This window comes from Nocardia sp. NPDC051832 (assembly GCF_040681285.1).
In the GTDB taxonomy this organism is placed as follows: Bacteria; Actinomycetota; Actinomycetes; order Mycobacteriales; family Mycobacteriaceae; genus Nocardia.
Genome location: NZ_JBFAYL010000002.1, coordinates 574441 through 588069, shown reverse-complemented (window position 1 = coordinate 588069; position 13629 = coordinate 574441). Strand labels below are relative to the sequence as shown.

Annotated in this window: 14 protein-coding genes; 6 read left to right on the top strand and 8 right to left on the bottom strand. The window is 67.7% G+C overall.

The genetic code is table 11. The features are described 5' to 3' along the window. Positions 1–2: 2 nt before the first annotated feature. From AB0M14_RS12650 to miaB, 3 genes are all read right to left on the bottom strand, one after another. Entirely contained in the window at positions 3–581 is a 579-nt protein-coding gene (locus AB0M14_RS12650) for a hypothetical protein (RefSeq protein ID WP_364993029.1), read from the bottom strand. 176 nt (positions 582–757) lie between these two features. Next, positions 758–1048, bottom strand: a complete 291-nt coding sequence (locus tag AB0M14_RS12645) for a PASTA domain-containing protein (protein WP_364993026.1) — start codon at positions 1046–1048, stop codon at positions 758–760. Between the two features lie 206 nt (positions 1049–1254). Next, on the bottom strand, positions 1255–2769 hold the full coding sequence (gene miaB / locus AB0M14_RS12640; RefSeq protein ID WP_364995706.1) for a tRNA (N6-isopentenyl adenosine(37)-C2)-methylthiotransferase MiaB: 1515 nt from the start codon (positions 2767–2769) through the stop codon (positions 1255–1257). Positions 2770–2943: 174 nt separating this feature from the next. Here miaB and AB0M14_RS12635 point away from each other — a divergent pair, with 174 nt between their 5' ends. After that, complete coding sequence (locus AB0M14_RS12635; protein ID WP_364993022.1) at positions 2944–4158, top strand: hypothetical protein; 1215 nt, start codon at positions 2944–2946, stop codon at positions 4156–4158. Here the strand turns inward: AB0M14_RS12635 and AB0M14_RS12630 are convergent, their stop codons facing one another. Then, a complete protein-coding gene (locus AB0M14_RS12630) occupies positions 4159–4626 on the bottom strand; it encodes a hypothetical protein (protein ID WP_364993017.1) in 468 nt (155 codons plus the stop codon). Positions 4627–4934: 308 nt separating this feature from the next. Between AB0M14_RS12630 and AB0M14_RS12625 the strand changes: the two genes are divergently transcribed. The 4 genes from AB0M14_RS12625 (at position 4935) to AB0M14_RS12610 (ending at position 8188) form a co-directional block, all read left to right on the top strand. Then, entirely contained in the window at positions 4935–5663 is a 729-nt protein-coding gene (locus AB0M14_RS12625; RefSeq protein ID WP_364995703.1) for an amino acid ABC transporter ATP-binding protein, read from the top strand. Between the two features lie 34 nt (positions 5664–5697). After that, positions 5698–6531 carry a glutamate ABC transporter substrate-binding protein gene (locus tag AB0M14_RS12620; protein ID WP_364993015.1) on the top strand — a complete coding sequence of 278 codons (834 nt, stop codon included), beginning with the start codon at positions 5698–5700 and terminating at the stop codon, positions 6529–6531. A 98-nt stretch (positions 6532–6629) separates the two neighbouring features. Next, on the top strand, positions 6630–7301 hold the full coding sequence (locus AB0M14_RS12615) for an amino acid ABC transporter permease (protein ID WP_364993011.1): 672 nt from the start codon (positions 6630–6632) through the stop codon (positions 7299–7301). Further along, a complete protein-coding gene (locus tag AB0M14_RS12610) occupies positions 7298–8188 on the top strand; it encodes an amino acid ABC transporter permease (protein WP_364993009.1) in 891 nt (296 codons plus the stop codon). Before AB0M14_RS12615 ends, AB0M14_RS12610 begins: the two co-directional genes overlap by 4 nt. A 78-nt stretch (positions 8189–8266) precedes the next feature. On the opposite strand, the gene AB0M14_RS12605 is transcribed toward AB0M14_RS12610, so the two are convergent. Beyond that, positions 8267–9490 (bottom strand): cytochrome P450, encoded by a 1224-nt coding sequence (locus AB0M14_RS12605; RefSeq protein ID WP_364993006.1) that lies wholly within the window; start codon positions 9488–9490, stop codon positions 8267–8269. A 274-nt stretch (positions 9491–9764) separates the two neighbouring features. Between AB0M14_RS12605 and AB0M14_RS12600 the strand changes: the two genes are divergently transcribed. Further along, positions 9765–11081, top strand: coding sequence for a Cmx/CmrA family chloramphenicol efflux MFS transporter (locus AB0M14_RS12600; RefSeq protein WP_364993003.1), 1317 nt, complete (start codon positions 9765–9767; stop codon positions 11079–11081). Here the strand turns inward: AB0M14_RS12600 and recX are convergent. The 3 genes from recX to AB0M14_RS12585 all read right to left on the bottom strand — a co-directional run bounded on the left by recX (position 11027) and on the right by AB0M14_RS12585 (position 13602). Continuing rightward, complete coding sequence (gene recX, locus AB0M14_RS12595; protein WP_364995701.1) at positions 11027–11608, bottom strand: recombination regulator RecX; 582 nt, start codon at positions 11606–11608, stop codon at positions 11027–11029. The two genes, AB0M14_RS12600 and recX, sit on opposite strands and share 55 nt — an antisense overlap. 319 nt (positions 11609–11927) lie before the next feature. Beyond that, a complete protein-coding gene (gene recA, locus AB0M14_RS12590; RefSeq protein WP_364993001.1) occupies positions 11928–12968 on the bottom strand; it encodes a recombinase RecA in 1041 nt (346 codons plus the stop codon). 181 nt (positions 12969–13149) lie between these two features. Next, positions 13150–13602 (bottom strand): nuclear transport factor 2 family protein, encoded by a 453-nt coding sequence (locus tag AB0M14_RS12585; RefSeq protein ID WP_364992998.1) that lies wholly within the window; start codon positions 13600–13602, stop codon positions 13150–13152. Positions 13603–13629 lie beyond the last annotated feature (27 nt).

Here is a 13629-nt window from a genome sequence, read left to right as displayed (position 1 = left end):
GACTATTCGCCGGTGAGGCGGCGGCGGTCGCGTTCTTCGGCTTCGGCGGCGGCGATGCGGCGCTGTTCCTCGGCGGCCAGTTGCAGGGTGGTGCGGCTCCAGACGACGCGGATCCAGTGGAAGGTCAGCACCATGATGGCGAGGGTGCCCAGGATCAGGCCCAGGCCGGGGCCGGAACTCTGGATGTTGCCCAGGCCGGGGGTCTGGCGGTGCCAGATCGAGAACACGCCGAACGCGCAGCCGACGGCCGATCCGGCGACCGCGATCCAGGCCAGCACCCACCGGCGGGTCATCAGGGCCAGCAGCGAGAAACCGATGCCGAAGACCACGCCGAACCAGACGAACAGGCGCGAGGGCAGGCCGATGTGCTCGAGCCGGGTGACGTCGGTGCCGAGCAGCACGTCGAAGCCGCGGGCGGCGCCGGCATGCGGCAGCACGAACGACAACAGCAGCACGAACACCGCGCCCGCTACCACCATCGCGCGCATCCCCGGATCGATCTCCCCGGCGATCCGCCGCTCGACGGAGTCCAGTTCGGCACGGAACTGTTCGAAGTCCTTGCTGCTGTCGACCGAGTTCACAGAACCCTCGTCTCCTTCGGCTGAATCGGCGGCGCCTGGCGTGTCCACTGTGCCATCCCCGCTCCCAGCCCGATCAGCCGCCCCACTACGTCCAGTAGTAGCGTCGTCCCGATCGTCGCGCGCCGCGCCGCCGTTCATGTCACCTCCTGCGTTGTCCCCGGTAGTACCACAGCGGCCTAATCCTCGTCGAAGAAGGCAGCGTCGGACTGCTTAGGCGGCAGCGGCTGCTGGGGCTCCCGGTCTCCGGAGTCGTCCGGCGGACGCCGCACCCACACCGTCACCGGATCCCACCGGCCCACCTTGGCCCCGGGCAGCGGTTGCTGCCGAGTCACGATGCCGTGCATCAGCGGTTCCGGACTGTCCGGATCCGGTCCGACCAGCAGCAGCCCCAGATCATGGCCGAGCAGCCACGCGTCCAGCGCTTGCATCCCGCAGAAATCCGGCACCTCGATCGATGCGTCAGCCACTTCGATTCACCCCTGATCAAGGCTAGCGCCCAACGGATTCCGGCGGTAGCGATCAATCCTGATCGAAGAAGGCGATATCCGCGTCCAGGGCCGACACGTCGTGCAGATCCGGGACCTCGACGGTGGGCTGTTGCATTCCGATCACCCCCGCCGTCCACGCTACCGGCGGAGACGCTGCCGCTCAACGGCTTTCACGGTGGTGCGCCTCAGCTGGCGCAACCAGTCGAGCAGCCCGACGCGGCGACCGGTTCCAGGATCGGCGCGCCGATGCGGGGCAGGCCGAGCCCGACGCCGATCGGTTCGGTCTTCGGGGTGACGCCGCGCTCGTGCGCGTCTCCCGCACGGGTGCGGCGATGCGACTTGATCGGCGAATCGGCGATCAGGAAGTGCGGCGCGGCCTCGGTGACGTCGACGACGACGACATCGCCCGGCCGAATCGTCTCGTCCGTCCCGCCGGGGCGGAAGTGCACGAGCCGCCCGTCCCGGGCCCGACCGCTCATCCGGGCGGTGGCGGCGTTCTTCTTCCCCGCACCCTCGGCGACCAGCAACTCCACCTCGGTGCCGATCAGCTCCCGGTTGGCCTCGAGGCAGACTTCCTCCTGGAGCGCGATCAACCGGTTGTAGCGTTCCTGCACAACGGCTTTCGGCAGCTGATCCGGCATGTCCGCGGCGGGCGTGCCAGGGCGGATCGAGTACTGGAAGGTGTAGGCGCTGGTGAAACGCGCCTGACGGACCACGTCCAGGGTTTCCTGGAAGTCCTCCTCGGTTTCGCCGGGGAAGCCGACGATGATGTCGGTGGTGATGGCGGCGTGCGGCATGGCGGCGCGCACCTTCTCGATGATCCCGAGGTAGCGCGACTTGCGGTAGGAGCGCCGCATCGCCTTGAGCACGCGATCGGACCCGGACTGCAACGGCATGTGCAGCTGCGGACAGATGTTCGGGGTCTCGGCCATGGCTTCGATGACGTCGTCGGTGAATTCGGCCGGATGCGGCGAGGTGAAGCGGACCCGTTCGAGACCGTCGATCGTGCCGCAGGCGCGCAGCAGCTTCGCGAAAGCGGATCGGTCGCGCGGTTCGGATTCGTCGACGAAGTTCACGCCGTAGGAGTTCACGTTCTGGCCGAGCAGGGTCACCTCGAGCACGCCCTGGTCGACGAGCGCCTGCACCTCGGCCAGCACGTCACCCGGACGCCGGTCGACCTCTTTGCCGCGCAGCGCCGGCACGATGCAGAACGTGCAGGTGTTGTTGCAGCCCACCGAGATCGACACCCAGCCCGCGTAGGCGGATTCGCGCTTGGCGGGCAGCGTGGAGGGGAAGGCTTCCAGCGATTCGAGGATCTCGACCTGGGCTTCGGCATTGTGGCGGGCGCGTTCCAGCAGCACCGGCAGCGAGCCGATGTTGTGCGTGCCGAACACCACATCCACCCACGGCGCCTTGCGGACGACGACGTCGCGGTCCTTCTGGGCCAGGCAGCCGCCGACGGCGATCTGCATGCCGGGCCGGTCGGCCTTGATCGGCGCGAGGTGGCCCAGGGTGCCGTACAGCTTGTTGTCGGCGTTCTCCCGGACCGCGCAGGTGTTGAAGACGACGAGGTCGGCCGTCGCGCCGGCGGCGGCCTTGACGTATCCCGCATCCTCGAGCAGGCCGGACAGGCGCTCGGAATCGTGCACGTTCATCTGGCAACCGAAGGTGCGGACCTCGTAACTACGCTGGTGCCCCACTACCTGTCCGTTCGAATCCACCCATCCAGGGTACGGGGGTATGCAAACCGGACATTCCCAAGGCCACCCTGCCCCAGATCAAATTTTTCCTGAGAAATAACGCCGTTGTGCAGTCGTACGAAGGCTCGGTGTCGAAGCATCGATGAGAGTTGTTTTCGAGCAGAGGTGTTCGGCATGGCCACAGTCGGGATATCCATCGAACGGACCGTGGTGCGCGGGATCGTGCTGACGGCACAACCCCCGGAGATCGTGTTACGCGCGACACAGCGCCGGCTACCGGGCGACCCGGAGGGCGCGGTGATCACGAGCGTCCTGGACGGTTTCGCGGCGGAGCTGGGCGAACGCGCCCGCATCGACGACGTCGCCATCGTGTACCGCTCGGTGCCCGAGCGCCGGTCGATCCTGGCGCAGCTGGCGACCGGCAAGTGGGCGACCTCGTCGCTGGTCTCGGACCGCGCGGCGCTGGCGGCGCTGACCCGGGCGGAGTCCGGCTTCGACCAGTTCCCCCAGCTCATGGTGCTCGAGGTCCTGGACGGGCACACCTCCTACGTCTGCCTCGGTCCGGATCGGAACACCGTATCCGCCGCCGACTCCTGGGCTTTCGGCTCGGTCGACGCCGACACCGCCGGCCAGATCCTGCCGACCCTGAACGCGGTCGCGACCCGGCCGGACGCGGTCATCCTGTGTGGTTCGGGCACCGGCGATCCCGGCTTGACGCCCGCGCTGCGCCGCGGCCTGCCCGCCTCGGTCAGCCTGATCCCCTATCACGCGGACGCCGCCGCCCGGGGCGCCGCTCTCGTTGCCGCCGAACAACTTCGGCAGCTGGTCCCCCCGCCGGCGCCGCCGGTGCGCCGACGCAACCGGCGATTACTGGCCGCCGCCGTCGCCGCCACCGTGCTGGGCACCTCGGCGCTCGCCATTGTGGCGCTGCGCGACGATCCACCGGCGGAAGCCGAGAACCGGGCGGTCTCCTCACCCAGCGCGCCGGCGATCCCCGCACCGGCGACCGTCGCGCCAACAACCATCTCGACCGCACCGGCCGAGCTCCCGCCGACCACCGACGCCCCGCTCCCGGTGGAACCGATCACCACCGCTCCGCCGCCGGCCCCCGCCCCACCGCCCGCGGCGATCTGGACCACCGCGCCCCCGGTCACCCAAAGACCTGTCGCCCCACCCGACACCCCGGACCCGGCCGAACCGCCCGCCGAACCCGGCACCGGCACCGAACCGCCGCCTCCGCCGCCCCGGACCACCGTCGGCGCACCCGATGGCAACTGGCTCTTCCCCGGCGAATCCCCGCCGCCACCCGCGAACGCCGACCCCGAGATAGTCCGCGCCTGGTGGGCCAACCACTGGATGCTCAAGGAGCAATGGCTGCGCGGCGGCTGATCAGTGCATCACCGGACTCGCCGACGTCCGGCGCGACCAGGTCAGCACGATCGTCGCGACCGGAAAGACCAGGGGCACAAGATAAAGCACCTTGTCGATCGCGCCCGCCGGCCCGAGACCGAACAGATCGGGCTTCACCGCGGCCCCGAAAACCCCTAGCGCGATCACCAGCGCACACCCGGCCGTCAACAGGATCCGCCCCGACTCCCGTCGCCAGAACAACAGAATCGCGCCACCGATCAACAGAATCACGACGGCCGGATCGAGGATCGCGGCGCACCAGTAGTAGAGCCGCAGCGACCCCTGTGGCACCACGGTGTAGGTGTCCCGGAATCCCGCGCTGTACCCCTCGGCCAGTACCCGCCAGGTTCCGGGCACGCTGAGCGCCGTCACCACCCCGCCGACGACAGCCAGCACGAAGGCGGAGGTCGTGGCTATCGGACGGTACTCGGATGCGTCTGCGCCCACGGCACGATCGTATCGCCGCGCCGCGGTATCGGCGCAGGACGGGCGACCGCCACCACGAGGTCTCGGAAGCGTGAACCGTGTTACATCTATGTGACGGATCGGCGTGTCGGCGCGGCGTGTTTCGAAAACCGGGGCGAACGCACGTTTTCCCCTTAAGGTCTTGGACCATGACCGACGACGCCGCTGCCGCGCCCGACACAACCGGGAACGCTTCATCCGGGGACGAAGGCGCTACCACCTCCGCGCCGCCGACGCTGACCAAGGACGCCCCGAGCACCGATCCGGGGCCCGCCGCCAGCGGACCACCGATGATCTCCATGAAAACGGTGGACAAGCACTTCGGCGACCTGCACGTGCTGCGCGATATCAACCTCGAAGTGCCCAAGGGGCAGGTCGTGATCGTGCTCGGCCCTTCGGGCTCGGGTAAGTCGACGCTGTGCCGCACCATCAACCGGCTCGAGCCGATCGACTCCGGCGCGATCGCCATCGACGGCGTCCCGCTGCCCGCCGAGGGCAAGGCGCTGGCCGCGCTGCGCGCCGATGTCGGCATGGTGTTCCAGTCGTTCAACCTCTTCGCGCACAAGACCATCCTCGAAAACGTGATGCTCGCGCCGATGAAGGTGCGCAAGACCAAGAAGGAAGACGCCCGCACCCGCGCCATGGAGCTGCTGGAGCGGGTCGGCATCGCCAATCAGGCCGACAAGTACCCCGCCCAGCTTTCCGGCGGCCAGCAGCAGCGTGTGGCCATCGCCCGCGCGCTCGCGATGAACCCGAAGGTGATGCTGTTCGACGAGCCGACCTCGGCGCTGGACCCGGAAATGGTCAACGAGGTGCTCGACGTCATGGTGTCGCTGGCCAAGGAGGGGATGACCATGCTGGTCGTCACCCACGAGATGGGCTTCGCGCGCCGCGCCGGCAACCGGGTGCTGTTCATGGCCGACGGTGAGGTCGTCGAGGACGCCACCCCCGATGTCTTCTTCACCGCCCCGAAATCCGACCGTGCCAAGGATTTCCTCGGCAAGATCTTGAGCCACTGAGTCTTCGCAATTCACTAGAGGAGTAAGGAACCCGATGAGGATCAACCGTGCACTTCGCTTCGGTGTCGGGGCGATCGCCCTGGCACTGGCTGTCACCGCCTGTGGCGGCGGCGACGAGAAGTCCGCTCTCGACAAGGCCAAGGACGGCAAAATTACCGTCGGCATCAAGTACGACCAGCCCGGTCTGGGCCTGCGCACCAAGGACGGCTCCTTCACCGGATTCGATGTCGAGGTCGCCAAGTACGTCGCGGACAAGCTCGGCGTGAAGCCGGAGAACATCGAATTCAAGGAAGCCCCGACCCCGCAGCGCGAGACGCTGCTGGAGAACGCGCAGGTCGACTACATCGTCGGCACCTACTCCATCAACGACAAGCGCAAAGAGAAGATCGATTTCGCCGGCCCGTACTTCATCGCGGGTCAGTCGCTGCTGGTGAAGTCGGAGAACACCGACATCACCGGTCCGGAATCGCTGACCGGCAACAAGAAGCTGTGCTCGGTCAAGGGCTCCACCCCGGCGCAGAACGTCAAGACCAAGTACGCCAAGGACGTTCAGCTGCAGGAGTTCGACACCTACTCGCTGTGCGTCGAGGCGCTGCTCAACGGCTCGGTCGACGCGCTGACCACCGATGACATCATTCTCGCCGGTTTCGCGGCGCAGTCCCCCGGCAAGCTGAAGCTCGTCGGCCAGCCGTTCAGCACCGAGAAGTACGGCATCGGTGTGAAGAAGGGTGACACCGAACTGCGCGGCAAGATCAACGACGCGATCGAAGCGATGATCAAGGACGGCTCCTGGCAGAAGGCGCTCGACGCGACCGTCGGCCCGTCGGGCTTCAAGGCGCAGGCCGCTCCCGCGGTCGACCGCTACTGAGTTGTGCTTCGCGCGGGTGGTTCGGGCGATCCTCGAGCCACCCGCTCGCATTCCAGACCGATTAGCAAATCCACATCCGATCGGAGGGCCGCGCCCACGTGTTCGACTTGATCTCGCGGTATGACACCAAGATCCTCGAAGCCTTCTGGGTGACCATCAAACTGACCGCTTTCTCCGCGGTCGGCGCACTCATCCTGGGCACCGTCGTCGCCGCGATGCGCGTGTCCCCCATCCCGATCGCTCGCGCGGTCGGTACCGCTTACGTCACCATCTTCCGCAACACCCCGCTGACGCTGATCATCGTCTTCTGCTCGCTGGGCCTGTATTCCACGCTCGGCTGGACGCTCGGCAGCGATCAGCTCACCGACACCAACTACCGCTGGGCCATCATCGGCTTGTCGGTCTACACCGCCGCGTTCGTCTGCGAATCGCTGCGGTCGGGTATCAACACCGTGGCGCTGGGCCAGTCCGAGGCGGGCCGCTCGCTCGGCTTGACCTTCGGCCAGAATCTGCGATTCATCGTGCTGCCGCAGGCTTTCCGCTCCGTCATCGCCCCGCTGGGCAGTGTGCTCATCGCGTTGACCAAGAACTCCACCGTGGCCGCGGTCATCGGGGTCTCCGAAGCCGCGCTGCTCATGTCGGAGATGCTGGAGAACGAAGCCGCGCTGCTCGCCATCGGCGCGATCTTCGCACTCGGCTTCGTGCTGCTGACCCTGCCGATGGGCCTGCTGTTCGGCTGGCTCGCCAAGCGATTCGAGGTGGCCCGATGACCAAACGCGCTTCCGTTCTCTTCGACGCGCCGGGCCCCAAGGCGCGGGTGCGCAACTTCATCTACTCCGTCGTAGTGGTCGTCGCCGTGCTCGCGGGCGGCGTGTGGCTGTTCCTCCAGTTCCAGGACAAAGGACAGTTCACCGCGGACAAGTGGCGGCCGTTCACCGAGGCCGCGATCTGGGAGACCTACCTGCTGCCCGGCATCAAGGGCACGCTGGTCGCCGCGGTGCTCTCGATCGTGTTCGCCCTGATCGTGGGCATGATCTTCGGCATTCTGCGGTTGTCCGATCACCGGACGATGCGCGGTTTCGCGGGCACGCTGGTCGAGGTCGCACGGTCCATCCCCGTGCTGATCCTGATGATCTTCCTGTACGCGATCTTCTCCGAGTACAAGGTGTTCGACACCAGCCAGCGCACGCTCGCGGCCGTGGTGACCGCGCTGACCATCTACAACGGCTCGGTCATCGCCGAGATCGTGCGCGCCGGCATCCGGTCGCTGCCGAAGGGGCAGAGCGAGGCCGCGGTCGCGCTCGGCATGCGCAAGAACCAGCTGATGCGGCTGGTGCTGCTGCCGCAGGCCGTCACCGCGATGCTGCCGGCGCTGGTCTCGCAAATGGTGGTGGCGCTCAAGGATACGGCGCTGGGCTATCTGATCCTCTACACCGAACTGGTGCGCTCCAGTTTCCAGATGGGCGCCGCCCTGCAGAACACCATTCCAGCTCTGCTCGTCGCGGGCGTCATCATGATCGCCTTCAACAGCGCGCTCACCGTGCTGGCGACCAAGCTGGAGCAGCGGCTGCGCACCCGGAAGAAGGGTGGTGCGGTGGTCGCCGCCGACTCCATCCTCACCGATGCGGCTCCGGGCGTGGATCTCACGCAGAAGTAGCTCTGGACGCGCAGCAGCCCCGCCGAACGAAATCGGCGGGGCTGCTGCCTTTTCGGGTGGCGTTGTGTTCGGGTGGCGCTAGGCGCCGGGGCGGACCGGGAGGTCGCTCAGGCCGCGGAAGAGGATGCTGTGCTGCCATTCGGGGGTGTAGGCCTGGTCCGCGAAATCCAGTGCGGGGAAACGACGGAGCAGGGACGAGAACGCGATCTCGGCTTCCAGGCGGGCCAGCGGTGCGCCGACGCAGAAGTGGATGCCGTGGCCGAAGGCCAGGTGCCCGGCGGCGTTGGCGTTGATGTCGAGGTGGCTCGGGTCGTCGAAGCGGGCCGGGTCGCGGTTCGCCGCGGCGAGCGCGACGTAGACGAGTTCGTCTGCGGGGATGGTGATTTCGCCGATACGGACCGGTTCGGAGGTGTAGCGGACCGTCGACCAGCCCACCGGGCCCTCGTAGCGCAGGAACTCCTCCACGGCAGCGGGGATGCCCGACGGGTCGGCGCGCAGCGCGTCCCACTGCGCTCTGTCGCGCAGCAATGCGTACGTGCCGTTGGCGAGCAGGTTCACGGTGGTTTCATGTCCGGCGACCAGCAGCAGGAACGACATGGCCACCAGTTCCTGCTCGTCGAGCCGTTCGCCGTCGTCCGCCGGCTGTACCAGCCCCGACAGCAGGTCCGCCTCGGGGCGACTCTGCTTGGCCGCGATCAGCTTTCGCAGGTACTCCGTCATCGCGACCGTCGCCGCCCCGCGATCGGCCATGGTGTTGCCCGAACCGACCAGCACCCGCGTCCACGCCTGGAAGTCGGCCCGATCCTGGTACGGCACGCCCAGCAGTTCGCAGATCACGGTGACCGGCAACGGATTCGTGAAAGCCTGAATCAGGTCGACTTCGTCCCGGCCCGCCATGTCGTCGAGCAGCGCGGCGGTGATCTCCTCGATCCGGGGCCGCAGCGCCGCCACCCGCCGCGGGGTGAACGCCTTGGTCACCAGCTTGCGTAGCCGGGTGTGGTCGGGCGGGTCGCTGTTGAGCATGTGCGAACCGAGCGCCTCGGCGTTTTCGTCGGTGAGGATCTCCGAGCTCTTGCGCCGGAACAGCTCATACATATCCGCGGCGTTCTTGCGCAGCCGCGGATCCGCCAGCGCCGCCCGCGCTTCGGCGTACCCGATGATCACCCAGCAGGGAATCCCGTGTGCGAACCGCACCCGATGCAGCGGCCCGTGCTTGCGCCACCGCTCGTAGTACTGATGCGGATCGGCGTAGAAATCGCCCTCCACCATCTTGATTGGTTCATCGATCCCGATCTCGCCCACAGCCGACCTCGCTCCGCCCATACCCCGCCTGCCCACCCCTCAGGCACTGACAGCCGCCACGCTACAGAAACCGTTGCCGCGCCGCCGTTTTCGCAGTTGAGCGCGATAATGCGTTGCCCTGTCAGGAGCGAAGCCGTTACGGTGTGCGTGTGAGTTCTCCGGAGGCGTCCAGAAGGTAGCCGCCCGACCTTGGTGCCGGGCGGCGTTGTGAGTTGTGTTCCCCCGCAGGTCGGCTCGATCGCCGCGGCGGAGGGGTATTTCGTAGCGCCGGACGATGTGGCTCCTTGCTGTCGGTCGATGTTCACCGATTCTGCGACCGGAGAGTTTCTTTTCTATGCCCATTGTGGTTTTCGTGTTGGCCGCTGCTGTTTTCGCGCAGGGCACATCTGAGTTCATGGTGTCGGGATTGCTCGTCCCGATCGCCGGGGAGCTGGGGATCTCGCTCGGTGCCGCCGGTTTGCTGACGTCCCTCTTCGCCGCCGGCATGGTCCTCGGGGCTCCGGCGATGGCGCTGGTGGTCGGCCGGTTACCGGTCAGGCACGCGGTGCTCGCGTTCTTGGCGATCTTCTGCGCTGCTCATGTCGTCGGCGCGCTTGCGACGGAGTTCCCGATGCTGCTGGGGACTCGGATCGTCGCGGCGGTCGCCAACGCCGGTTTCTTGGCGACCGCGCTGGCGGCGTTGCCGCGGCTGGTCGGACCGGTGCTGATCGGGCGCGCTACCGCTGTCCTCGTGTCCGGGGTGACGATGGCCTGTATCGCGGGCGTCCCGGCGGGGACGCTGCTGGGCCAGGCGTGGGGGTGGCGATCGGCCTTCTGGGCCATCGCGATCCTCAGCGCGGCGGCGCTCGTGCTGGTCTGGGTGCTGGTGCCGCGAGACGAGCACGAGCCGGGCCGTGCGAGCACGGCCGGACAGCGACCTACGCGACCGGAGCGCACTGGATCGGCCGACCGCTCGTTCCGCGGTGAATGGGCGGTGCTCGGGATACTGCCGGTCCGGGCGGCGATCGGGGCCGGTGTGCTGGTCAACGCCGCGACCTTCGCCGGGTTCACCTTTCTCGGCACCATCACCGCCGGGGTCAGCGCGGAGGGCCGCTGGATTCCGGTTGTGCTGGCGCTGTTCGGTATCGGGTCATTCGCCGGGGTGACGCTCAGCGGTCGCTACAGCGACCGCTACCGAGGGCGGATCGTCCTGATCGGAACGATGGTCCTCAGCGCGGTCTGGCTACTTGCCGCGTTGACCGCGCACACCCTGGCCGGAGTCATGATCATGGCGGCCGTGGCCGGTGCGGTCGCGTTCGGCGTCGGATCGACCCTGATCGCCTCGATCGTGCAGTACAGCGCGCCCACCGCGCCGCGTATCGCGGGAGCGCTGGCGACCACCGCCCTCAACATCGGTGCCGTCGTGGGCCCGGCCACCGCCGGTCTGGTCGTCGATCACACTGATCAACCGTCAATAGCGTTGTGGTGCGGCGCCGCGTTCACCCTGGCCGCCGCGGCGGTGGTGCTGGCCGACTACCGGCGCCGCACCCGAAGCCGCTACGGCTCCAGCTCCAGCGACTCGAATTCCGGGGTGTCCCGCTCTGCTAGTTGAGCTTTCACCACGGTGAAGGCGACCGACTGCGGATAGCCGCGACGCGCGAGCATGCCGACCAGGCGGCGGATTGTTTTCTCGCGGTCCAGGTTCGCGGGCATGGTGCGGAGTTTGCGGCGGACCAGGTCGGCGGCGCGGGAGGTCTCGTCGTCGGAGCTGATGGCTTCGAGGGCGGGGGCGGAGTCGGACTGGGCTACGCCCTTGCGGCGGAGCTCTTGGGCGAGAGCTTGTTTGCCCTTGCCGGAGAAGGTGTGGCGGGCGTGCACCCATTCGGCCGCAAAGGCGGCGTCGTCGATGAGGCCGACGTCGGCCAGGCGGTTCAGGGCTTCCTCGGTGATTTCCGGGGTGTAGCCCTTCGCGGCTAGGCGCTGGGCTAGTTCGGCGCGGCTGCGAGCGCGGACGGCGAGCAGGCGAAGACACGCCTCCTTTGCCTGCTCGACCGTCCCGCCCTGCGGGGTGCGGTCCTTGCGGGGCCGATCGGAATCGGCGCCCGGCTCGGAGCCGTACCCCTCGGATCCAGCCGCCACCGGATCCGCGCTGTGGTGTCCCCGGCCCCGGCGTGACCGCCGGGCCGGGGGCGTGAACCCGGTCGAGCGCGCCCGCTGCGGATCGGGATCGCTCGACCGGGTCCCCGCGGAGTCCGGCTCGGCGCTACCACCTGCGCCCCGCCGGACTGGCTTGGGTTCCCGTGTGTTGGACGGGTGTTCGATCTCGACGCCGAGCTGGGCCAATCGGTGCCGGACGTCCGCGACGGGATCGACCGGCCGACCGCGCTTCGTCCCCGACGCCGCACCCGGCGACATCGGGTTCGATGCTGCTTTGCCCATACTCGGCTCGTTCAACAGCTCAGAAGTCCGCGGGAACTTCGGGAGCCTCGGCGGTCAGATCGGCGCCGATGCCGAGCTTCTCCTTGATCTTCTTCTCGATCTCGTTGCAGATGTCGACGTTCTCCAGCAGGAACTTGCGGGCGTTCTCCTTGCCCTGACCCAGCTGGTCGCCCTCGTAGGTGTACCAGGAGCCGGACTTGCGGACGAAGCCGTGCTCGACACCCATGTCGATGAGCGAACCCTCACGGGAAATGCCGTGGCCGTAGAGGATATCGAACTCGGCCTGCTTGAACGGCGGCGAGACCTTGTTCTTCACGACCTTGACGCGGGTGCGGTTGCCGACCGCGTCGGTGCCGTCCTTGAGGGTTTCGATGCGACGCACATCCAGGCGGACCGAGGCGTAGAACTTCAGCGCCTTACCGCCGGTGGTGGTCTCGGGCGAGCCGAACATGACGCCGATCTTCTCGCGCAGCTGGTTGATGAAGATGGCGGTGGTGCCGGAGTTGTTCATGGCGCCGGTCATCTTGCGCAGCGCCTGGCTCATCAGGCGGGCCTGCAGGCCGACGTGGCTGTCGCCCATCTCGCCCTCGATCTCGGCGCGCGGCACCAGCGCGGCCACCGAGTCGATGACGATGATGTCCAGTGCGCCGGAACGGATCAGCATGTCGGCGATTTCCAGCGCCTGCTCACCGGTGTCCGGCTGGGAGACCAGCAGCGCGTCGGTATCGACGCCCAGCTTGCGGGCGTAATCGGGATCGAGCGCGTGCTCGGCGTCGATGAACGCGGCGACACCGCCGGCGGCCTGGGCGTTGGCCACCGCGTGCAGCGCGACCGTGGTCTTACCCGAGGATTCCGGACCGTAGATCTCCACGACACGACCACGCGGCAGACCGCCGATGCCCAGCGCCACATCCAGCGCGATGGAACCGGTGGGGATCACCGAGATCGGCTGGCGGGCTTCCTCACCCAGACGCATGACCGCGCCCTTACCGAAGCTCTTCTCCACCTGGGCCAGCGCCAGATCGAGGGCCTTGTCGCGGTCGTAAGCCTGTGGTGCCATGTCGTGATCCCCTTTTCGATGGGTAAGTCCTGTTGCTTGGTTGGCGCCCACAGTAGAGGGCGGCACCGACAAGTTCTGGCGACCAGATTAGACGAACACCTGTTCGAGTCAAGCGACGCGCCCCACGACACGCTCCACGACTTCCGACACGCGGCAATCTCTACGCAAAGCCGCAGCTAGGTTACCGCTGCGGGAGCGGGTCCGCGTCCTCCCCGGGTGTGCGAGCGCCGAGAATCCGGCGTTCGGCCGCCGCGATCCGGACGTCGTTGATGCTGGCCTCGCGCCGCGACATCAGGCCCTCGGGCGTGAATTCCCACTGCTCGTTGCCGTAACTGCGCCACCACTGGCCGGTTTCGTCGTGCCATTCGTACTGGAAGCGCACCGCGATGCGGTTGCCCTCGAACGCCCAGAGGTCCTTGCGCAGGGCGTACCCGTTCTCGACCTGCCATTTGCGGGTGAGGAACTCCACGATGGCGGCGCGGCCGGTGAAGAACTCGTCGCGATTGCGCCACACCGAGTCCTCGGTATACGCGGCGGCGACGCGTTCGGGATCACGGGTGTTCCAGGCATTTTCGGCGGCTCGGACCTTGGCCTGCGCGGAGGCCAGATCGAACGGGGGCAGCGGTGGTCGCATGGCAGGTCCTTACTTCGGAGGTGTGGG

Excerpts from the sequence above, each read along its gene's own strand:
- AB0M14_RS12635 (WP_364993022.1), top strand. The coding sequence starts at position 2,944 with ATGGCCACAGTCGGGATATCCATCGAACGGACCGTGGTGCGCGGGATC.
- AB0M14_RS12585 (WP_364992998.1), bottom strand. The coding sequence starts at position 13,602 with ATGCGACCACCGCTGCCCCCGTTCGATCTGGCCTCCGCGCAGGCCAAG.
- AB0M14_RS12610 (WP_364993009.1), top strand. The coding sequence starts at position 7,298 with ATGACCAAACGCGCTTCCGTTCTCTTCGACGCGCCGGGCCCCAAGGCG.
- AB0M14_RS12625 (WP_364995703.1), top strand. The coding sequence starts at position 4,935 with ATGATCTCCATGAAAACGGTGGACAAGCACTTCGGCGACCTGCACGTG.
- AB0M14_RS12620 (WP_364993015.1), top strand. The coding sequence starts at position 5,698 with ATGAGGATCAACCGTGCACTTCGCTTCGGTGTCGGGGCGATCGCCCTG.
- recA (WP_364993001.1), bottom strand. The coding sequence starts at position 12,968 with ATGGCACCACAGGCTTACGACCGCGACAAGGCCCTCGATCTGGCGCTG.
- AB0M14_RS12600 (WP_364993003.1), top strand. The coding sequence starts at position 9,765 with ATGTGGCTCCTTGCTGTCGGTCGATGTTCACCGATTCTGCGACCGGAG.